This is a genomic window from Bdellovibrionota bacterium (genome assembly GCA_035292885.1).
Taxonomy (GTDB): Bacteria; Bdellovibrionota_G; JALEGL01; order JALEGL01; family DATDPG01; genus DATDPG01.
Map to the genome: position 1 here is coordinate 1 of DATDPG010000128.1, position 20,296 is coordinate 20,296.

22 protein-coding genes are annotated in these 20,296 nt (G+C 55.5%); 21 read left to right on the forward strand and 1 reads right to left on the reverse strand.

Going from position 1 to position 20,296, the window contains the following annotated elements; genetic code table 11:
* The 7 genes from VI895_09835 to VI895_09865 all read left to right on the forward strand — a co-directional run.
* On the forward strand, positions 1–2,092 hold a 2,092-nt coding region (locus tag VI895_09835), incomplete at its 5' end, for a PAS domain S-box protein (protein ID HLG20096.1).
* Positions 2,093–2,105: 13 nt separating this feature from the next.
* Positions 2,106–2,528, forward strand: a complete 423-nt coding sequence (locus VI895_09840) for a response regulator (GenBank protein ID HLG20097.1) — start codon at positions 2,106–2,108, stop codon at positions 2,526–2,528.
* Between the two features lie 6 nt (positions 2,529–2,534).
* Positions 2,535–3,131 carry a hypothetical protein gene (locus VI895_09845; GenBank protein ID HLG20098.1) on the forward strand — a complete coding sequence of 199 codons (597 nt, stop codon included), beginning with the start codon at positions 2,535–2,537 and terminating at the stop codon, positions 3,129–3,131.
* 6 nt (positions 3,132–3,137) lie between these two features.
* Positions 3,138–4,439 carry an asparagine--tRNA ligase gene (asnS, locus tag VI895_09850; protein HLG20099.1) on the forward strand — a complete coding sequence of 434 codons (1,302 nt, stop codon included), beginning with the start codon at positions 3,138–3,140 and terminating at the stop codon, positions 4,437–4,439.
* 24 nt (positions 4,440–4,463) lie between these two features.
* Positions 4,464–4,907, forward strand: coding sequence for a hypothetical protein (locus tag VI895_09855; protein HLG20100.1), 444 nt, complete (start codon positions 4,464–4,466; stop codon positions 4,905–4,907).
* A 97-nt stretch (positions 4,908–5,004) separates the two neighbouring features.
* On the forward strand, positions 5,005–5,250 hold the full coding sequence (locus VI895_09860) for a hypothetical protein (GenBank protein HLG20101.1): 246 nt from the start codon (positions 5,005–5,007) through the stop codon (positions 5,248–5,250).
* A 441-nt stretch (positions 5,251–5,691) separates the two neighbouring features.
* Positions 5,692–6,834, forward strand: coding sequence for an ATP-binding protein (locus VI895_09865; protein ID HLG20102.1), 1,143 nt, complete (start codon positions 5,692–5,694; stop codon positions 6,832–6,834).
* Positions 6,835–6,844: 10 nt separating this feature from the next.
* Here the strand turns inward: VI895_09865 and VI895_09870 are convergent, their stop codons facing one another.
* Complete coding sequence (locus tag VI895_09870) at positions 6,845–7,942, reverse strand: CpaF family protein (protein HLG20103.1); 1,098 nt, start codon at positions 7,940–7,942, stop codon at positions 6,845–6,847.
* 59 nt (positions 7,943–8,001) lie between these two features.
* On the opposite strand from VI895_09870, the gene VI895_09875 reads away from it, so the two are divergent.
* From VI895_09875 to VI895_09940, 14 genes are all read left to right on the forward strand, one after another.
* Positions 8,002–8,832 (forward strand): OmpA family protein, encoded by an 831-nt coding sequence (locus VI895_09875; protein ID HLG20104.1) that lies wholly within the window; start codon positions 8,002–8,004, stop codon positions 8,830–8,832.
* A gap of 243 nt (positions 8,833–9,075) precedes the next feature.
* Positions 9,076–9,906 (forward strand): 30S ribosomal protein S2, encoded by an 831-nt coding sequence (rpsB, locus tag VI895_09880; protein HLG20105.1) that lies wholly within the window; start codon positions 9,076–9,078, stop codon positions 9,904–9,906.
* A 22-nt stretch (positions 9,907–9,928) separates the two neighbouring features.
* The gene (gene tsf / locus VI895_09885; protein HLG20106.1) at positions 9,929–10,579 is read left to right on the forward strand and encodes a translation elongation factor Ts; all 651 of its coding nucleotides are present in this window, start codon (positions 9,929–9,931) and stop codon (positions 10,577–10,579) included.
* 6 nt (positions 10,580–10,585) lie between these two features.
* Positions 10,586–11,305, forward strand: coding sequence for a UMP kinase (gene pyrH / locus VI895_09890; GenBank protein HLG20107.1), 720 nt, complete (start codon positions 10,586–10,588; stop codon positions 11,303–11,305).
* Between the two features lies 1 nt (position 11,306).
* Positions 11,307–11,864: a ribosome recycling factor gene (frr, locus tag VI895_09895; protein HLG20108.1), complete on the forward strand. Its 558-nt coding sequence runs from the start codon at positions 11,307–11,309 to the stop codon at positions 11,862–11,864.
* Entirely contained in the window at positions 11,854–12,633 is a 780-nt protein-coding gene (locus VI895_09900) for an isoprenyl transferase (GenBank protein HLG20109.1), read from the forward strand. Before frr ends, VI895_09900 begins: the two co-directional genes overlap by 11 nt.
* A complete protein-coding gene (locus tag VI895_09905) occupies positions 12,615–13,787 on the forward strand; it encodes a 1-deoxy-D-xylulose-5-phosphate reductoisomerase (GenBank protein HLG20110.1) in 1,173 nt (390 codons plus the stop codon). The genes VI895_09900 and VI895_09905 overlap by 19 nt, the downstream gene beginning before the upstream one ends.
* Positions 13,787–15,436 (forward strand): RIP metalloprotease RseP, encoded by a 1,650-nt coding sequence (gene rseP, locus VI895_09910; GenBank protein HLG20111.1) that lies wholly within the window; start codon positions 13,787–13,789, stop codon positions 15,434–15,436. Before VI895_09905 ends, rseP begins: the two co-directional genes overlap by 1 nt.
* 1 nt (position 15,437) lies before the next feature.
* The gene (gene tsaB, locus VI895_09915; protein HLG20112.1) at positions 15,438–16,139 is read left to right on the forward strand and encodes a tRNA (adenosine(37)-N6)-threonylcarbamoyltransferase complex dimerization subunit type 1 TsaB; all 702 of its coding nucleotides are present in this window, start codon (positions 15,438–15,440) and stop codon (positions 16,137–16,139) included.
* Positions 16,136–16,837: a signal peptidase I gene (gene lepB, locus VI895_09920; GenBank protein ID HLG20113.1), complete on the forward strand. Its 702-nt coding sequence runs from the start codon at positions 16,136–16,138 to the stop codon at positions 16,835–16,837. Before tsaB ends, lepB begins: the two co-directional genes overlap by 4 nt.
* Positions 16,838–16,857: 20 nt before the next feature.
* Positions 16,858–17,283: a PilZ domain-containing protein gene (locus VI895_09925; protein ID HLG20114.1), complete on the forward strand. Its 426-nt coding sequence runs from the start codon at positions 16,858–16,860 to the stop codon at positions 17,281–17,283.
* Positions 17,284–17,414: 131 nt separating this feature from the next.
* Positions 17,415–18,107, forward strand: a complete 693-nt coding sequence (locus tag VI895_09930) for a succinate dehydrogenase cytochrome b subunit (protein ID HLG20115.1) — start codon at positions 17,415–17,417, stop codon at positions 18,105–18,107.
* On the forward strand, positions 18,104–20,017 hold the full coding sequence (locus VI895_09935) for a fumarate reductase/succinate dehydrogenase flavoprotein subunit (protein ID HLG20116.1): 1,914 nt from the start codon (positions 18,104–18,106) through the stop codon (positions 20,015–20,017). The genes VI895_09930 and VI895_09935 overlap by 4 nt, the downstream gene beginning before the upstream one ends.
* A 16-nt stretch (positions 20,018–20,033) precedes the next feature.
* Positions 20,034–20,296: 2Fe-2S iron-sulfur cluster-binding protein (locus tag VI895_09940; GenBank protein HLG20117.1), on the forward strand; the 263-nt coding region annotated here is incomplete at its 3' end.

The following is a 20,296-nucleotide window of genomic DNA, read 5'->3' on the forward strand; positions in this document are numbered from 1 at the left end:
CGAAATCGTCGGTTATTCGCGAAACGAGCTGATGGGAAAAACTTTTAATGACATCACCTATCCCGAGGATCGGAAAGCGAGCGAGCGGACTTTTGAAAAGGTTCGAAGCGGTGAAATGAGCACCTGTTCGATCGACAAGAGATACGTGAGAAAGGACGGAACCATCGTCTGGGCGACGCTGACCGGGAGCGCCGTGCGCGATTCGTCGGGAAAACCGAAATATTTGATCGCCGTTGTAGAGGACATTTCGGAACGCAAACGGATCGAGCAGGCGCTTCGAGAAAGCGAGGAACAGTCCCGCGCTACATTTGAACAAGCCGCCGTGGGAATCTCCCATGTTTCACCCGAAGGAATGTTCCTCCACGCCAATCGGAAGCTTTGCCAGCTTTTTGGCTACGAACGCGAGGAACTCCTGAAAATGTCCTTCCGGTCCCTGACGCATCCGGAAGACCTCAAAAAAAGCGAGCAGTACCTGGATCAGCTTCTTCGAGGCACCGTCGGAAGCCTCAGCGCCGAAAAGAGGTACGTTCGGAAGGACGGCTCGACGATGTGGGCCATGCTCACGGTATCCACCGTTCGCGACGCCATTCAAAAACCGAAGTATTTCATTTCCGTCATCGAAGACATTACGGAGCGCAAACTCATTGAAGAAAAACAAAAACTCTATCGGGAAGTCTTTACCAACTCGAACGACGCGATCGCCATCCTCGACCTGGACGGCCGATACCGTGAACAGAATCCCGCCCACCGCACTCTGCTCGGATACCACGATGCTGAACTATCCAATGCCACGCCGGCGATTCACTTCGGAGAGGAGGCGTTCCAGAAAATCGCGGCGAGGCTTCAAGCCAACGACACTTACCGGGGAGAACTGATCAGCCGTCGAAAAGACGGCTCTTTCGTCAACATCGAATTGGCGGCTTTCCCGGTTCGAAGCGAAAGAGGCGAATCGACCTGCTACGTCGGAATCAAGCGGGATATCACGGAACGGAAGAGAAAAGACGAGGAGCTTCGCTTGTTGGCCCGGATTGTATCGATGGCGGTGGATGCGGTGAGTGCCGTGGATGAAGAAGGTCGATTCATCTTTTGGAACAAAGCCGCCGAAAAGATCTTCGGCTTCACCGCCGCAGAAGTTCTCGGCCGAAACATTCGAGAGGTTCTGGTTCCGCCGGAAAAAATGGACGAGGCCGACGAAATATTGACACGACAGCCCGGCGATCCACACGCCGTGATCGTCCGGCGCCGGACGGAAAGGCTGCACAAAGATAACCGCCGGATTCCCGTGATGAATACGAGTTTTCCGATTGTGGACGAAGCCGGCCGCTACTGCGGTCGGGCCGGATTCCACCAGGATCTGACCGATATCGTCAAAATGGAGAAGGCGCTGATGGAACAGTCTCGCATGGCCGCGGTCGGCGCCATGGCGGCCGCCGTCGCCCACGAGATCCGAAATCCCCTGTTCGGCATTTCTTCGGTCGCCCAAATTCTTGCGCGCGAGACCAAGCACGATCCGGAGCTTTGTGAACTGGGCGATTCCATGCTCGTCGAAATCACCCGGCTCAATAAATTGCTGGAGAATCTTTTACTTTACTCCCGACCCAAACGCCTCGAGCTGTCGCCCACAGATCCCCGGCATATTTGTTCCGAACTGCTCGAGTTTCACGGTGCGCTCCTGTCGTCAAAAAACCTACGGATCGATTCGGAGTTCGAACCTACATCGAGCGAGATCATGATCGACCCCACCCAAATACGTCAGGTCCTCTTGAACCTCTGCTTGAACGCCATGCAAGCCTCCCCGGAGGGAGGAATAATCCACGTTCGAAGCCACGTGACGACAACCCCTAAGGTGGAATGGACATTTGAAATCAACAACTCCGGAGAGGTGATCGAACGGAAAAATCTCCCCCTCGTCTTTCAGCCATTTTTTTCTACTAAAAAGGACGGCTTTGGCCTGGGTCTGGCCGTGTGCCGAAAGATCGTGGAAGAGCATGGCGGAACGATCCATTGCGCCAGCGACACGAAAGATGGAACAACCATCCGATTTGCGATTCCGTTGCGGGCCGCCTTGACGCAGGAAGCGAATTCGGTATGAACGAGGGTCCTCCATGAAAACGGTCAAACGCATCCTCGTCGTCGATGACGAGAAAACGATCCTTTTGAGCCTGGCCTACGCGCTCAAAATGGATGGAGTGGATGTCATCACCTGCAATAAGGTCGAATGGGCGGAGAAAGCTCTTCAGAATTATTACTTCGACCTGATCGTCACGGACGTCCGACTTTCCAAAACAAGCGACCGGGAAGGGATGGACATCGTCGAGCTGACGAAGAAACGCCACCCGGACACCAAGGTGATCGTCATGACCGCGTTCGGGTCGGATGAGGTCCGGGAGGAGGCGAAGCGGTTGGGCGCCGATCAATATTTCGACAAACCGATCGACTTGGACTCCCTCTTGGACGCCGTTGAACGCCTGGGAGTCCCCATGAAACGCCGCGTCCCGTCCAGCGGCGCAAAATCAACCTCCTCGTAGCGATCCTTGGACTCTCGAATCGCAGCCGTCTTGATTCTTGTCGGTCTGGGCGGAGGCCCAACCGGCTGCGCACCCAATCGGAACGTGTTCGGCGACCTCTCCACGCCGTACCACAAAGCGCTCAATTCCATGACGAGGGAGCGAAGTTTCTTCGACGTGGACCAAGTGAAATATTTGACGACCGTGACATACGAAACCAAAGAACTGCAGCAAGCTTATGTGGAGGAATACGCCAAGCGATACGAGCTCCCGCCGGACAAGAAAAACGAAATGCTGGCTCGGCAGTTGGCGGAAACCCGGGACTATGACGTGTTCTTCGTCTCTCATTTCACCAGCGATCGAAAGAGCGCACGAATCACGGCGGACCCGAACGTCTGGCGACTGACGTTGTCCAACGATCCTTCCGGCCAAACGGTCGAGGAGCCGTTTTCGGTCACCCCCATGACCTCGAACGATCCGGTTCTTCAGTACTTTCACCCCTATGTCACACACTGGTCCAAGACGTTCCGGGTGAAATTCAAGAGCCTTGGAGAGGGCCCTTACCGGCAGCTTCGAATGACCGGCGTCGTGGCGCAGCTCGCTTTTGTTTGGAATCCTCCGTAAACCCCAATGTCCGAAACATCGTTCATTACGATTCGCGAAATCGCGAAGTTCGACGGCCAAAGCGTCAGGATGCGCGGATGGCTGCATAACAAGCGCTCGAGCGGGCCGATTCAGTTTCTCCAGTTACGAGACGGCTACGGTGTCATTCAATGCGTTGCCGTAAAGAGCGAGCTGGGCGAAGAAGAGTTCACCAAGGCCGAAAAACTCACGCAGGAATCTTCGTTCGCCGTTACCGGCGTCGTACGAGCCGACAAACGGTCTCCGATCGGGTACGAAATCAGCGTCCGGTCGATCGAGATTTATTCTCTTTCCCACGAGTATCCGATCTCGCCGAAAGACCATGGCGTGGCCTTTCTCATGGAACATCGCCATCTTTGGCTGCGATCGAAGCGCCAGCACGCGATCCTTCGGATTCGAAGCGAAATCGTCAAAGCGATCCGAGATTATTTCGATGCGAATCAATTCACCCTTCTCGATGCGCCGATCTTTACGCCGGCCGCTTGCGAAGGCACGTCGACTCTCTTTGAAACGGATTATTTCGGCGACAAGGCTTACCTCACGCAGAGCGGGCAGCTCTATATGGAAGCCGGAGCGATGGCGTTCGGAAAGGTCTATTGTTTCGGCCCGACGTTTCGGGCCGAGAAGTCCAAGACGCGACGACATCTCACCGAGTTTTGGATGGTGGAGCCCGAAATGGCTTTCTTCGATCTCGAAGCGGACATGAATTTGGCCGAAGATTTTGTCGTATCGATCGTGAGTCGCGTTCTGGCCGACCGAGCGGAGGAGCTTAAAATTTTAGAACGCGATACCCAGCTTCTCGAAGCCGTGCGGAAACCGTTCCCTCGGGTTCCCTACGGAGATGCCGTCAAGGTTCTCAAAAAAGCGGGGGCTCAGGTGGAGTGGGGTGACGATTTTGGAGGGGACGAAGAAACGCTTCTGACCAAACAGTTCGACCGGCCCATCGTCGTTCACCGCTTCCCGCTCGCCAACAAAGCTTTCTACATGAAAGAGGATCCCGCCGATCCGCGGCTTTCGCTTTCCATGGACGTGCTGGCGCCGGAGGGATACGGTGAAATCATCGGCGGTGGTCAGCGCGAGGAATCCCTTGAAAAACTGGAGAAACGAATCAAAGAGCACGGCCTGCCTCGTTCGGCGTTCGAGTGGTATCTCGACCTTCGGCGGTACGGAAGCGTGCCCCACGCCGGTTTCGGCCTCGGACTGGAACGAACGGTGGCTTGGATTTGCGGACTTCACCACGTCCGGGAAACCATCCCGTTCCCGCGAATGATGGAGCGGATCACACCGTAAACCTGCAAGAAAAGGAGAACGAACATGACGTGTCCATTGAATGCAAAGCGAGTCCTGATCGGCGGTATCGTGGCCGGGGCATGGGTTTTCGTAGTGCAGGCGGTCGCACATATGGCAATTCTGGGGGAACGCTACCAAAACCTGACCCGTATGGGGCACTACTTCGCTCAACCAAGAATCCCGTACATGCCAATGAGCGTCGTCCTTTCCGTGCTCGTGGGAATCATGCTGGCGTGGCTCTATGCCGCTTCTCGCGACACGATGAGCCCGGGCGCTGTAACGGCGATTAAAGTCGGTCTCATTGTCGGCTTTTTGGTGGGTGTTCCCGGAAACGTGGCTGCCGTCGCATGGTCGACGATCGGAAAGTTCGTTCCGTTCGTTACTTGCCTGGCCGCGTTCGCCGAATGTATCGGCGGAACGCTCATCGCGGGCGCGCTGTATCAACCCAAACCCACTTCCCGTACGTAAGGCTCAACGAAAACCGCAGCGCTTCTTCCGAGAGTGGCTGGCAGCCGATCTGAAACCAATAGTTGAGTTTTAGTTTGATTCAAAGTACTATTTTAGTATGAAGGCAACTACCATAAAACTTGAAGGAAAAATACTTTCCGAACTGGATGCCATAAAGCCACCAACCAAGAGCCTCACGGCCTTTATTCGGGAAATCCTCCTGCGGGATATCGAACGAAGAAAACTTCGTGACGCGGGGGAACGCTACTCGAATTTTCTCAACGAAAATCAACGAGAGCGCGAATGGCTGGAGGATTGGGAGTCTGTGGATCTCGTCCATCCTCCAAAGAAAAGGAAAGCATGAAACGAGGCACGATATGTTGGGTGAACTTAGAGGACAGCTCTCCGCCCGAGTTCGGGAAGGTTCGACCCGGACTCATTGTTTCGAATTCAGAACAAAATGAGCATCTGCCCACGGTTGTCATCCTCCCGCTTTCCACCCAGCCGCCGAACATTTGGCCTTTGCGACTAGAGATACCGCTGCCTACAGGCAAAAAATCATTTGTTGTTGTTCCCGGCATCCGACAGGTCGCCAAATCCAGATTGGAAGGCTCATTGGGATTAGCCGCCTCAACCATTATGGAAAGGATTTCAGAAGCGATCCGGCTTTACTTAGACGACTGAAATAACGTCTCATCGACGGTGAAACCCTGTGTTTGGTCCGTCACGGGAGATGGTTCCGTTATCGTTTCAGGGCATTTCCTACTTTACTCACGAGTAAAATAGGATTATACCTATTTTAATCATGAACTCCCGCTCGCGCTATCCAGAAAAGCAGATCCGTCGAGACCTCGCGTCCAAAATGGTCTTTTTAGGGGGCCCGCGGCAGGTCGGGAAAACAACCCTCGCCCTAAGATTCCTTCAGAAGGGTTCCGTTCGGCATCCCGCTTATCTCAGCTGGGATGATCCCCACGCCAGGGAAAACATCATGCGGGGCACGTTGCCTTCAAACGAGCCGCTCGTCATTTTCGATGAAGTTCACAAATTTGCACGCTGGCGAAATCTATTGAAGGGGTTATTCGACACCAACCGAGGGTTGAGACAGTTCCTCGTCACTGGCTCGGCGCGCCTGGATCTCTACCGACGCGGAGGAGACTCGCTTCAGGGTCGCTACCACTATCACCGCCTGCATCCCTTTTCTCTTAACGAGATGAATCCCAAATCGTCGCCATCCGATCTGAAGGACCTCCTTACGTTCGGAGGCTTTCCCGAACCGCTGTTTAAGGGAAATTTCACCGAGTGGCGCCGCTGGCAGCGGGAGCGACGAACTCGCGTGGTTCGGGACGATCTTCGCGATTTGGAGCGTGTGCGCGAACTGAGTCTTATTGAATTGTTGCTCAGCGCTCTTCCGGCGCGCGTGGGGTCCCCCCTGTCCATCAAGAGCCTTGCCGAGGATTTGCAAGTGGCCCACGACACGGTGGACCGATGGCTCGACATTTTGGAACGGCTCTACGTGTGCTACCGGATCTCGCCTTACGGATCACCTCAGATTCGCGCGGTCAAGAAGGAACGCAAACTTTACTTTTGGGACTGGTCGGAAACTCCCGAAGGCGGACCGCGCCTGGAGAATCTGGTGGCCTCGCACCTCCTTAAATTCTGTCATTTCAAAGAAGATACGGAGGGATTCGATATGGAACTGCGGTATCTTCGGGATATCGATAAACGGGAAGTGGATTTCGTCGTCCTTCAGGACCGTAAGCCGCTTTTTGCGGTAGAGTGTAAATCGGGAGAAAGAGAAATCTCTTCGGCGATCCGCTATTTTCAGCAGCGCGTCTCGATTCCCCGGTTTTTTCAAGTGCATTTGGGAGATCGTGACTTCGAAGACTCCTCAGGACGGATCCGCGTCCTTCCCTTCTTGAAATTCTGCCGGGAAATGGAGCTGCCATAGTCGTGCTTCTTTACTTCACCGCTTGAAATAACGTCTCATCGACGGTGAAACCCTGCGCCTTGGCATCGGCCAAGAAGCTGGGAAGGGTTCCGGTCGGAACGTGGCGCCCGACGAGCTTTCCTTTGTCATCGACTTTCTGCGTTTGAAAGACAAAGAGATCGTTGACTACATATTGGCCGTCGTCGGTCAATTCCCGCACTTCCGAGATATGCGTGATCCGCCGCGAGCCGTCCCGAAACCGGGCTGCTTGAACGACGATTTCGATCGCCGTGGCCACCTGGTTCCGCAACGCCCGCAACGGAAGGTTGACGTCGGACATCAAAGCGAGCGTTTCGAGCCGGGCGAGCGCGCTCTTGGGCGTATTGGCGTGAATCGTCGCCATCGATCCGGAATGACCCGTATTAAGGGCCTGCAAGAGATCCAGCGCTTCCCCTCCCCTTACCTCCCCAACGACGATCCGATCCGGCCGCATTCGAAGCGAGGCCCGCAGCAGATCTCGGATGGTCACTCCCCCTTCCCCGTTCGCTTCCGGCGGCCTCGTTTCCATCGGAAGGACATGTTCCTGTTGAAGCTGCAGCTCGCTTGAATCCTCGATCACAATGATTCTTTGATCGGGCGGGATCAGCGTAGAAATGACATTCAGCAGCGTCGTCTTTCCGGACGAAGTGCCCCCCGACACGATGATGTTCTTGGCCAGGGCCACGCAGAGGTTGAGAAATTTCGCCATCCCGATCGAAAGAGCCCCGACATCCACCAACTGTTTCATGGCCAGCGTGTGCTGGCCGAACTTCCGGATCGAAACGTAAATTCCCCGGCGGGCACAGGGGGGAATCATGACGTGCACACGGGAGCCGTCCGGCAAGCGGGCGTCCATCATGGGGTTGGTGGCGTCGATCGTGCGCCCTACGGCCTGGGAAAGGCGCCGCACCGCGGCCATAAGTTGTTCCTCGTCTTCGAAGGCCGATTTCGTCTTGTAGATTTTCCCTTTCTTCTCGACGTAGATTTCCGCCGGGCCGTTGACCATGATTTCGCTGACGTCCGGGTCGGTCAGATAGGCCGCAATCGGCCGTAGAAATCCCGTCGTCGCTTCCGAAAAGAAATCCGCCATAGTGGCTCTATATATATCAGGGTTGCGTATATCAATCCGCTGCGGCAGATTAGGTATTAATGAAAGGCTCTCGTTCTTGTTTTCTACTAGCGATCGTCCTTCTGAGTTTGGGCGGCTGCGTTTTGAAATCGGAGCACGAAAAAACTCTCGCGGAGAATGCCCGCCTCTCTTCCGAACTTACCACGACAACTCAGGAACGGGATTCGCTTCGGCAGCAGTTCGACGACACGCGCAAACGGGCGACGGATCTGGAATCTCGAAACGAGGACCTGGCGAGCACCAATCAAATTCTGGCTTCCAAGACCAGTGAGTATTCCAAGACGTCCGTGGCGGCCCAGCAGGAACTTCTTCGTCTAAAACAGGAAAAGGCCAAATCGGAGGAGAAGGTCGAATTCGTTACGAAGACCTACGACGACCTCGTAAAGTCATTGAAGGATGAAATCGCCCAGGGGCAGGTGGCCATCGCCCAGCAGGGGAACCGGCTGACCGTAAACGTGGCGGAGCAGGTTCTTTTTCCGTCCGGGAGCGATCAGATTCAGTCCCAAGGGAAAAAGGTGCTGATAAAGGTGGTCGATATTCTGAAGCAGGCGCGCGACAAGCAGATTCAGGTCGAAGGGCACTCGGACAATGTTCCGATCCGGGGCAATCTCAAGAGACGGTTTCCGACCAACTGGGAGCTTTCCGCCGCCCGGGCCGTCACGGTGGTGCGCTTCTTGGAAAGCAACGGTCTCGACCCGTCTCGCCTGGCGGCCACCGGATTCGGCGAGAATAGGCCGGTCGCATCGAACTCCAGCCCGGAAGGGAGAAAGAAAAATCGACGGATCGACATCGTTCTCTTGCCTCTCCACCCAGAAAACGATCCGCCTGCTCCGAAATCGTCGAAAAGATAGGGTTTTTGGCTTCTCGCGGACCTTGACTTTACGCAGCTAAGTTACATATATTGCGGCGCTTTTTAACGACGCACGCTTTCGCCGGGTTTTATGACTCGGCCGGGATTTCCCGCCCCCTGGTGGCCTCGAAAGAGGTTTTGGGGACTCCTCTTAAAACGGAGCTGGAAAGCGGAGGACTGAGCGCGTAACGAAACCCATTTTGTTAAGCGCTCTTAACCAAACAACAAAAGGACGGTTGGAATTATGTTAAGTGTTCGCGAACTCTTGGAAGCGGGCGCTCATTTCGGGCATCAGACGCACCGCTGGAATCCGAAAATGAAGCCCTTCATTTACGGCTCCCGCAACGGGATTTACATCATCAATCTTCAGAAGACGGCGCAGCTCTGGGCCAAAGGATACAAGGCGATCGTGGATGTCGTACGCGGCGGACAAAAGATCCTGTTCGTCGGCACGAAGCCACAGGCGCAGGACATCATCCGCGAGGAAGCGGAACGATCCGCGCAATATTATGTCGATCGGAGATGGCTCGGAGGCATGCTCACGAACTTCAGCACGATCAAAAGCCGGATCGACCGTTTGGATGAACTCAACAAAATGAAGGAAACCGATCAGTATCAGAAGTTCGTCAAAAAAGAGGCCGTCCAACTCGAAAAATTGCGAATGAAGTTGGACAAGGCGCTGGCCGGGATCAAGACGATGCACCGGGTTCCCGGGCTGCTCGTGGTTGTGGATCCGAAGACGGAACATATCGCCGTAAGCGAGGCGAGAAAACTTCAGATCCCGATCGTAGCGATCACCGACACGAATTGCGACCCGGACGGAATCGATTACGTCATTCCGGCGAACGATGACGCCATCAAATCCCTGCGGCTTTTCCTTCATGCGGCGGCCGAAGCTTGTCTGGAAGGGCAGCGGGCCTTGGAGCTTCGCATTCAGCAGGAGACCCGCCATACGACGGAGTCGGAAGAACCTTCCGCGGCCAGCGGCGGCGCTTCCGGTTCGGGAAGCCGCTTTGCGATCACGGATCAAGTAAGCGAAGAGGCGGAACGTTTGGCCGCTAGTCCGACGGAATAGCCCGACGATTGAGGAGCTCGTGATGACCGTTACAGCGGATATGGTGAAAACGCTCCGGGAAAAAACCGGGGCGGGAGTGCTCGATTGCCGAAAAGCCTTGGCGGAGGTGTCGGGAGACTTGGACAAGGCGGTGGATTATCTCCGCAAGAAGGGGCTCGCCAGCGCCGCTAAAAAGTCGGGTCGCGTGACGGCCGAAGGAATGGTCACTTCATACATCCACGCCGGAGGTAAGATCGGCGTGCTCATCGAAGTCAATTGCGAAACCGACTTCGTGGCGAAGACGGAACTTTTTCAGAACTTTGTTCATGATATGGCCATGCACGTCGCCGCGGCCAACCCGACGTATGTGCGCCGAGAGGAAGTTCCGCCGGCCGTGATCGAGGCCGAACGACAGATCTATAAATCCCAGGCGCAGGAGACGAAAAAGCCGGAGGCCGTGATCGAGAAAATCGTATCCGGAAAAGTGGACAAGTACTTCGCGGACGTCTGCATGTTGGAACAGCCCTTTATCAAAGATCCCAACAGGACCGTCCAAACGGTCTTGCAGGAGTTGATCGCGAAACTGGGGGAGAACCTTTCGATCCGCCGGTTTACGAGATTTCAGCTGGGCGAAGGGATAGAGAAACGTAATGAGAACCTGGCGGAAGCTGTAGCCAAGGAACTCCACTCGTAGACGCACATGGCGAAAATTAAGTACAAACGCGTACTCCTTAAATTAAGCGGTGAAGCCCTCTGCGGCGATGAAAGTTACGGCATCGACAACACGGTTCTGAGCGGCCTGGCGGAGGAGATCCAACAGATCAATCGTCTGGGCGTTGAACTGGCCATTGTCATCGGCGGAGGGAATATTTTCCGCGGTATCGCCGGCTCCGCCAAGGGAATGGATCGGGCATCGGCCGATTACATGGGGATGCTCGCAACCGTGATGAACGCGCTGGCCTTGCAAGACGCCTTGGAATCGCGCGAGGTTTTCACCCGGGTGCTGAGTGCGATTCACATGGAAGCTCTGTGCGAACCGTACATTCGCCGAAGAGCGCGTCGGCATCTGGAAAAGGGGCGTGTCGTGATTTTCGCCGCCGGCACCGGAAACCCGTTCTTTACGACCGACACTGCGGCGTCACTGCGAGCCATGGAGATCAACGCCGACGTGATTCTTAAAGCCACACGTGTCGACGGCGTCTACGACCGGGATCCGCTGAAATTCCCGGACGCGCGAAAATTCGACCAGCTGACGTATCTCGATGTCCTCAAAAAGGGTCTCAAAGTCATGGACTCAACGGCGACATCCCTGTGTATGGACAATCACCTGCCGATCATCGTCTTCAACATGACGAAAAAAGGAAACATCCTCCGTGTCATTCAGGGAGATAGCATTGGCACCACGGTGAAAGGAGAGTGACATGTTGGACGGTGTTTCTAAGAACTCCACGGACCACATGGAGAAGGCGCTCAAGATTCTAAAAGATGAGTTTTCGAAACTTCGCACCGGCCGCGCATCGCCCGCGATTTTGGATGTCGTAAGAGTGGAATACTACGGCACGGTGACGCCGCTGAACCAAATGGCGAGCATCAATTGTCCCGAACCCCGCATGCTCGTGGTTCAGCCGTGGGATGTGAGCTCCATTTCGGCCATCGAAAAAGCCATTCAAAAGTCGGAACTCGGCCTCAACCCCCAGAACGACGGCAAAATCATCCGCCTCCCCTTCCCTCCCCTGACCGAAGAGCGCCGCAAGGATCTGGTTAAAGTCGCGCACAAAATCGGCGAGGAGTCCCGAATCGCCGTTCGAAACGTGCGCCGAAATTCCATGGAAGAAATTAAGAAGCTTGAGAAGGACAAGAAAATCAGCGAGGACGACGGCAAGCGGGGCCAGCACAAGATCCAGGAGATCACCGACCACTATATTAAGAAGGTCGACATGCTGGTGGATTCGAAGTCGAAGGAAATTCTTGAAGTTTAAGGAATTAAATACACTTCAAGGCGCCCAGATCCCCAGGCATATCGCGATCATCATGGATGGAAACGGCCGGTGGGCGAAAGCGCACCGGCTTACTCGATTTCGGGGCCATCGGCATGGCGCGGAAGCCGTGCGCCGGGCGGTGACCGCCTGTCGGGAGCTGGGTGTCGAGGTTCTTACGCTGTACGCATTCTCCGAGGAGAATTGGAACCGACCGGGGGATGAAATCAAGGCTCTTCTAAAAATTTTAAAGGAATTCCTGGTGTCGGAGCGGGAACTCCTTCAAAAGAAAGATGTTCGATTGCGGGCGATCGGTGATTTAAGCCGCCTTCCGGAAGAAATCCGCGAAATCCTCAATGAAACGTTGGAGCTGACGCGGGATCACAAGAGCATGTCCCTGGTTCTCGCTTTAAGTTACGGCGGGAGGGATGAGATCGTTCGAGCGGTCCGTTCGATCGCAATGCGAGTGGCCAAAGGTGGGGTTCGCCCGGAACAAATTAACCAGCATATGATTTCTCAGGAACTGGACACCGCGGGCCTTCCGGATCCCGATCTTCTCATTCGCACGAGCGGAGAATTTCGAACGTCTAATTTTCTTCCCTGGCAGACGATCTATACGGAATTTTACGTCACGCCCATGCTCTGGCCCGACTTCACAATCGACGAACTCTGCCGGGCCATCCTCGACTTCAACCGACGCGAGCGGAGATACGGCCGAACCAGCGAGCAGCTGATCGAGGCCCCGACAGCGCAATGGATACACGCTCAGTAGCCATCCTTGGTTCCACCGGATCGGTCGGAACGAGCACGCTCAAAGTCGTCCAGCGATATCGCGACCGGTTTCGTGTCTCCGGATTAGCCGGCGGCGACAACATTGAACTGTTGGCCGAACAGATTCGAACGATTTCGCCGGTAGTCGCATCCACGAAAACCGAAGAAGGTTTGAACCGGCTGAAAAAGTTATTGGGCCGACGATCGGAAACTCGACTTGAATACGGAACCGAAGGTGCCGAGGCGGTGGCTACCTGTCCCGGAACCGATGTCTTGATTTCCGCAATCGTCGGGGCCGCCGGACTTCGCCCTACGCTCGCTGCGGCAAGAAAGGGGATGACGATTGGACTTGCGAACAAGGAAGCGATGGTGGTCGCCGGAGCGCTGGTGAGCCGGACGGTTCAAGAATCAGGAGCGCGATTCTTGCCGGTGGACAGCGAGCACAACGCCATCTTTCAGGCGCTGGGAGGAGCACCGCGTGAAAGCGTTCGGAAATTGATATTAACGGCCTCCGGCGGACCCTTTTTCCGCCAACCCGAATTGGACCTTTCGAGCGTGAAGCCCGCACAAGCTTTGGCGCACCCCAACTGGAAAATGGGATCGAAAATCACGATCGACTCCGCGACGATGATGAATAAAGGGCTCGAGATCATCGAAGCACACTGGCTCTTCGGCCTTTCCTCCGACCGTATCGACGTTGTGGTCCATCCCCAATCGGTGATTCATTCGATGGTCGAGTTTATCGACGGGTCGATCATCGCCCAGCTGGGTGTTCCGGACATGTGCGGCCCGATCGCTTACGCCATGGCCTATCCGAACCGTCTCGATGGCGTCATGGAGTCGCTCAATCTGACGCGAACTAGGGAATTGACGTTCTTCGAACCCGATAACGAGCGTTTTCCTTCGATGGACTTGGCCCGGGAAGCTCTTCAAAAAGGGGAGACTTACCCCGCTGCCCTCAATGGCGCCAACGAGGTTACCGTGCAGGCGTTCTTGGACGAAAAAATCCGATTCACCGATATCGCGCGAATTAACCGCGAAGTGCTATTATCGTATCGGCAAACCTCCTCCAAAACGCTGGAAGATTTTATTTCGGCGGATACCTGGGGGCGACAAAAGGCCTCTGATTTAATTACAGAAAAGGGAACGAACTGATGTTTTCGAGCGCGATCTTGGCCGTCATTTTATTCGGTATCTTGGTGTTCATTCACGAACTCGGCCACTTCTTGATGGCAAAATGGGCCGGCGTATACGTGGAACGCTTCGCGCTAGGATTCGGCCCCGCTCTCATTAGGAAAAAGATCGGCGACACCGAATACGCCATTTGCGCCCTCCCCCTCGGCGGCTACGTAAAGATGCTCGGGGAGGAGGTTGAAAAGGAGGAGGGCGCGAGCCCGTCCACGGATCCACGTTCCTTTGCGGCCAAAAAACCTCTCACACGAATTGGAATCGTGGCGATGGGCCCGTTTTCAAACCTGATTCTTCCCGTCGTACTTTTTACCGGTCTTTTTATGGTTGGGATGCCCACGCCGATCTCCCAGGTCGGGCGAGTTATTCCCGGGTATCCGGCGGAAAAGGCGGGACTGCGGCCCGGAGATAAGATTACGGCGATCGAAGGTCAGTCGATTTGGAAATGGTCCGACATGACCGCCCTATTGAGTCGGCGGGCGGGCCATCCGACGAAGGTAGCCATCGAACGAGGGAACCAAACGCTCGAATTGACGGCTGTACCGATCAGCGAACAAGACGTGAACATGTACGGGGAAAAGGAAGCCGTCGGCAAAATCGGCATCGACATGTCGCCGCTGCGGCCGACCGTCGGAATTATGGATTCCCAAAGCGTAGCGGCGCGCGCGGGGCTTAAAACCGGGGACGTGATTGCGTCGGTCAACGGTCAACCGACGCGCTACTGGTGGGAACTGTCCGACGCCTTCGGGCAATCCAGGGAACCGCGGAAGCTCTCCATCGAACGATTCACGACCATCGAAAAATCCGAGAAATTGGACATTACTCTTCCCGCAAAAGGGAAGACCCTGAAAGAAGCCGGCATTGAAGAGGGCGAACTCTACGTTCGCGAGGTCATGCCCGATACCGTCGCGTCGGAGCACGGCGTAAAGGTCGGAGATCGTCTTTTTTCCCTTAACGGCGAACGTCTGAACAGCTGGTATGACTTTCAAAAAAGAATCCGTGAGAACCAGGGCGAGAAAATCACGCTGGGCATTCTCCGAAACAAACAAGAGGTGCGAATCGATCTCGTCCCCAAGGAGATCGTCCGCCAAGATGAATTGACCCGGAAAAAAGAGAAAACCCGCCAGCTGGGCGTGGTTTCAGCCTCGATCGGGGGAGAGCCGGCTACTCGAAAGGAACAATACCTCAATCCCTTCGTGGCTTTGAAACATGGAGTGGACGAAACGGTCGATTTTTCCATCACCCAGATCGCCGGTCTCGTTAAAATGGTTCGGGGACGGGTCTCGGTCGACAACCTCGGCGGGCCGATCTCGATCTTCTATCTGGCGGGCAGCTCCTACAAGGCCGGTGGATGGCTGGCTTTCGTCCGAATGATGGCCATGCTTTCCATCATGCTCGGAATTCTGAACTTCCTGCCGATTCCGCTGCTGGATGGCGGGCACCTTTTCTTTTTCATCATTGAACTGATCAAAGGGAGCCCGGTCCATGCCCGATTCCGCGATTTCGCTCAGCGTGTGGGCTTTGCGGTCATCATCGGTTTGATGGTTTTGGTGTTTTACATCGACATCAAGCGCTATTTTCTCGACCGAATTAGGGAACTCTTCAATTTCAATTGAGATGAGGGTTTTAGCCATCGATACGTCCTCCCGCTGCGGCTGCGTGGGAATTTCCGAGGATGGCGCCCCGCTGGGAGAACTCGCGCTCCTTTCCAAAGAGGCATACTCCGCCTCGCTTCTGCCCAGCATCGAATGGCTGCTGTCCCAATTGAGGCTCACCATTTCTGACATTGAAGCCTTCGGCGTTACGATGGGTCCGGGCTCATTCACGGGACTCCGCGTGGGCCTTTCTACGATTAAGGGATTGGCCTGGGCGGCGAAAAAACCGGTGACGGGTTTAACCTCGCTGGAAGTACTGGCGCACAACTTCCTCCAACCGGGAATCTTTCTCGCCCCCATGCTCGACGCGCGAAAAGGACGTGTCTATGGAGCGGTTTACCGATGGACGGACGACAGACTTGAAACCGTCGTCTCGCCTAGAGACACGGAAGCGGCGCAACTGCTGCGCGAACGCCCGGGACCTGTCGTCTGTTTCGGCGACGGCGCCCGGAAATACAAGAACGAACTGGAGCAGCTGAAATCTCCCGCCATACGTTGGATCGGTTCCGAAGCGGATATCCCGCGCGGCCTCGTTTTGGCCCGACTGGCTCATGAACAATTGAGCCAGGGCCTGACGGTCGACATTCATTCAGTGGAGCCGATATATATGCGCCCGAGCGAAGCGGAGTTGGGAGAACAGCGCAAAAGGGAGGCTAGAGTATGAAATGGTGGAAAAAGCTCCGCGAAAATCCGAAGGAGTTTTTCGAGTCCTTTAAGACTATCGTCATCGCTGTTTTCGTAGCCCTGATTTTCCGGTATTCGGTCGCCGCTCCTTACAAGATCCCCACCGGCTCCATGATCCCGACGCTGAAGATCGGCGATTTCATTTTTGTCAGCAAACTCTCCTACGGCGTCAAGCTGCCGTTCACGAATTACAATCTCGTGACGTACGACCAGCCGAAAATCGGCGACGTCGTGGTATTCATCTATCCGGAAGATGAGAGCCTGGATTTCATTAAACGGGTCGTGGCCACCGAAGGCGACGCGCTCGAGATTAAAGACAATGTACTGTTCATCAACGGAAATCCCGTCACGCGAACCACGGCCGTGGATCAGTCTATTCTCTCGGATGTCGTTCTGAACGTCCCCAAGAGCGCCGCGCGCCTTGCGTACGAACAGATCGGCCAAAAGAAACACTTTGTCCTTGAATCCTTTCCGTTACCCACGAACTTCGGTCCGCTCAAAGTACCGGTCGGTCACGTGTTCGTCATGGGAGATAATCGGGACAACTCGCGCGACAGCCGAGTCTGGGGCTTTTTGCCCATGAAAAACATCCGTGGAAGAGCCCTTTTTGTTTGGCTCTCCATCGACACGGCGCATTGGCGGCTGCGCTGGGAGCGATTCGGGAAGAAAATAGTCTAATTGCATTCCCCGCCCGCTCTGTGCACAATAAAGATATGGGCAAGGTCGATAAGCTGCACGGCCGCACGCCAAGCCGACCTCCGGACGCCTCTCTCGATAAGGTGGAGGACCGCCGGATTCGAGGGCACCGATTAGACGTTTCGTTTCCAGTACTTGCCACGCATAACGGCCACCCGATTCAAGGCTACATCGAAGCGATCAACCTAAGCTGGTCGGGGATGCTTCTGGCGACGAATTTTCCCCTCGATGTGAACGACAAGATCGAATTGGAATTTACCCTCCCCCAACGCGAAGTACCGCTTAGGGTGCAAGGGAAAGTGGTCCACAGCAGCGACGGCTCTCGGCCGGAGGAAGCCACCCTTCTTGGAATCGCCTTTGAAAACGTCGACCCCAACACGCGAAAAATCCTCGCCGGCTTCGTCCTCGAAAACCTTTCGACGGAATAGTTCATCTTCAACTAGAAAATTCGGAAATGGAGGGAGCGCTGTAGGCTCCATGCGGCCCCGTCCCAAATTTGTCGAACCGCAGCTTTCAGCCTATAAAGACACCGCTTTTTGATTTTGTCGGACGGATGCGGATGCTGAAATCCTTTCTACATTCCTCGGTCGGGAAGAAAATCATCATGGCCATCACCGGCTTGGGCATGATCGGATTTCTCATCGGACACCTGGCTGGCAATCTGACGCTTCTCACCGGAAATGCAGACAAATTTAATCGTTACTCCCATTTTCTGACCAGCCTGGGCGCCCTCCTCATCGCTGTGGAGCTGGGTTTACTCCTGCTCCTACTGCTTCACATGTATGAGGGAATTTGCGTCGCAATCGGAAAACTCAAGGCTCGCCCGGAAGGCTATGAAGAGGTTGGAAATGCAGGAGGCCCAAGCCGCAAAACGCTTTCTTCTCGAACGATGATTTACAGCGGCATCGTCATCCTAGTATTCGTGTTCATTCATGTTCGTTCTTTCAAGTACGGCCCGGGGATCCCCGAGGGATATGTCAGCATGGCCGGCGGCGCGGAAATCCGGGATCTGCACCGCCTCGTCGTCGAAAGATTTTCTCATCCGGGATATGTCGCCTTTTATGTCGCGTGCATGATCCTTCTCGGGCTCCATCTTCGGCACGCATTTTGGAGCGCCTTCCAGTCCCTGGGAGTTCACCATCCTCGCTACACGCCGATTCTGTACGGAATCGGCACAGCTCTGGCCGCCGTTCTATCGATCGGATTTCTAATCATCCCGCTCTGGGTCTTTTTCTCCGGAGGCTCGCCATGAAACTGAATGCGGCTGCACCGGGAGGACCGGTCGAGCAAAAATGGGACCGCTACAAGGCGGAAGCGAAGCTCGTCTCACCGGCAAACCGAAGGAAGTATACGGTTATCGTCGTCGGTACCGGCTTGGCCGGGGGATCCGCAGCGGCTTCGTTGGGAGAACTGGGATACAACGTTCTTTCCTTCTGCATTCATGACTCTCCCCGGCGCGCGCACAGCGTGGCGGCACAGGGGGGAATCAATGCCGCCAAGAATTACCAGAACGACGGCGACAGCGTTTTTCGGCTATTTTACGACACCGTAAAAGGGGGCGACTTCCGGGCTCGGGAGGCCAATGTCTATCGACTCGCCCAGGTCAGCACCGCGATTATCGACCAGTGCGTGGCGCAAGGGGTTCCGTTCGCCCGCGAGTACGGTGGGCTTCTGTCTAATCGTTCGTTCGGCGGCGCTCAAGTCAGCCGAACCTTTTACGCTCGCGGACAGACCGGACAGCAACTGCTCCTTGGGTGTTACAGCGCCCTGCTTCGACAGGTAAACGAAGGCACGGTCAAAATGTTTCCGCGACGGGAAATGCTCGACCTTGTCGTTGTGGATGGAAAAGCCCGAGGTATCGTCGTCCGTAATCTTATAACCGGGGAGATGGAACGCTACGCGGCCGACGCCGTTTGCGTCGCCACAGGCGGCTATTCCACCGTGTTTTATCTTTCCACCAATGCGGTGAGCTGCAACGCCACGGCGATTTGGCGCTGCCACAAACGGGGCGCGCTTTTCGCAAACCCCTGTTTCACCCAGATCCATCCGACATGCATTCCGTTCTCCAACGACACGCAGTCCAAGTTAACGCTCATGAGCGAGAGCCTCCGAAATGACGGCCGAGTTTGGGTCCCGAAAGCCAAGGGGGATAAACGATCCCCCGATCAAATTCCGGAGGGAGAGCGCGACTATTTTCTCGAGCGCCAGTACCCGGCGTTCGGCAACCTTGTTCCGCGCGACATCGCTTCGCGAGCCTCCAAGCGGGTCTGTGACGAAGGCCGCGGCGTCGGACCGAACGGATACTCGGTGTATCTTGATTTCACCGATGCGATCTCGCGCCTCGGGGCCGATGTCGTTCGCGACCGATACGGAAACCTTTTTTCGATGTACGAAGAGATCACGGGAGAGGACCCTTATCGTCTCCCGATGCGGATCTACCCCGCGCCCCATTACACAATGGGCGGCCTCTGGGTGGACTATCACCTGATGAGCACGATTCCGGGTCTGTTCGTCCTGGGCGAGGCAAATTTCTCCGACCACGGCGCAAACCGCCTCGGCGCCAGCGCTCTGATGCAAGGATTGGCGGACGGGTACTTCGTCATTCCGGCTACTTTGGGGAATTATCTGGCCAGTAACACGTTTCCAAGACTCTCGACCGATCACGACGCTTTTCGATCCGTAGAAAACGAAGTTCGCTCTGCCGTAAGTAAACTGCTCGCCATCAAGGGGAGGAAAACCTCGCGACAACTTCATTGGGAATTGGGCCGCGTCATGTGGGATTACGTGGGTATGGGGCGGAACGAAAAAGGGCTTATGCTCGCGCGCACCGAGGTACGCCGCCTGAGAGACGAGTTCTGGAACAACATCCGCGTGACCGGCACCAATGAAATGTTCAATAAGGAACTCGAGTACGCCGGGCGGGTGGCGGATTATCTAGAATTAGCGGAGTTGTTGATCGTGGATGCTCTCGAACGGAAAGAATCGTGCGGCGGCCATTTTCGAGAGGAATATCGGACTCCGGAAGGCGAGGCGCTCCGCGATGACGAAAAATTCTCCCACGTCGCCGCGTGGGAATGGAAAGGCGCGGGACGAGATCAGGAACTGCACAAGGAGCCGCTGGAGTTCGACCGGGTGAAACCGGCGCAGCGAAACTACAAATGAACAAGGGGACGTAGCGATGAAGTTCACATTCCGGATCTGGCGGCAGGAGGGACCGAGTGCGCCGGGGCGGCTCGTCACTTATGACATCACCGACATTCTCCCCGAAATGTCGATTCTCGAGGCGCTGGACAAACTGAACGAAGAATTGGTTCTCAAAGGCCGGGAGCCGGTTGCGTTCGAGAGCGACTGCCGCGAAGGAATTTGCGGAACCTGCGGCCTCGTGATCAACGGCGTGGCGCACGGACCGAAGCTCAAGTGCACGACGTGTGAACTCCGAAT

Bases quoted from the DNA above. Each gene is read 5' to 3' on its own strand.
- VI895_09840 (HLG20097.1), top strand. From the start codon at position 2,106: ATGAAAACGGTCAAACGCATCCTCGTCGTCGATGACGAGAAAACGATC.
- asnS (HLG20099.1), top strand. From the start codon at position 3,138: ATGTCCGAAACATCGTTCATTACGATTCGCGAAATCGCGAAGTTCGAC.
- VI895_09855 (HLG20100.1), top strand. From the start codon at position 4,464: ATGACGTGTCCATTGAATGCAAAGCGAGTCCTGATCGGCGGTATCGTG.
- VI895_09860 (HLG20101.1), top strand. From the start codon at position 5,005: ATGAAGGCAACTACCATAAAACTTGAAGGAAAAATACTTTCCGAACTG.
- VI895_09865 (HLG20102.1), top strand. From the start codon at position 5,692: ATGAACTCCCGCTCGCGCTATCCAGAAAAGCAGATCCGTCGAGACCTC.
- VI895_09870 (HLG20103.1), bottom strand. From the start codon at position 7,942: ATGGCGGATTTCTTTTCGGAAGCGACGACGGGATTTCTACGGCCGATT.
- VI895_09875 (HLG20104.1), top strand. From the start codon at position 8,002: ATGAAAGGCTCTCGTTCTTGTTTTCTACTAGCGATCGTCCTTCTGAGT.
- rpsB (HLG20105.1), top strand. From the start codon at position 9,076: ATGTTAAGTGTTCGCGAACTCTTGGAAGCGGGCGCTCATTTCGGGCAT.
- tsf (HLG20106.1), top strand. From the start codon at position 9,929: ATGACCGTTACAGCGGATATGGTGAAAACGCTCCGGGAAAAAACCGGG.
- pyrH (HLG20107.1), top strand. From the start codon at position 10,586: ATGGCGAAAATTAAGTACAAACGCGTACTCCTTAAATTAAGCGGTGAA.
- frr (HLG20108.1), top strand. From the start codon at position 11,307: ATGTTGGACGGTGTTTCTAAGAACTCCACGGACCACATGGAGAAGGCG.
- VI895_09905 (HLG20110.1), top strand. From the start codon at position 12,615: ATGGATACACGCTCAGTAGCCATCCTTGGTTCCACCGGATCGGTCGGA.
- rseP (HLG20111.1), top strand. From the start codon at position 13,787: ATGTTTTCGAGCGCGATCTTGGCCGTCATTTTATTCGGTATCTTGGTG.
- tsaB (HLG20112.1), top strand. From the start codon at position 15,438: ATGAGGGTTTTAGCCATCGATACGTCCTCCCGCTGCGGCTGCGTGGGA.
- lepB (HLG20113.1), top strand. From the start codon at position 16,136: ATGAAATGGTGGAAAAAGCTCCGCGAAAATCCGAAGGAGTTTTTCGAG.
- VI895_09930 (HLG20115.1), top strand. From the start codon at position 17,415: ATGCTGAAATCCTTTCTACATTCCTCGGTCGGGAAGAAAATCATCATG.
- VI895_09935 (HLG20116.1), top strand. From the start codon at position 18,104: ATGAAACTGAATGCGGCTGCACCGGGAGGACCGGTCGAGCAAAAATGG.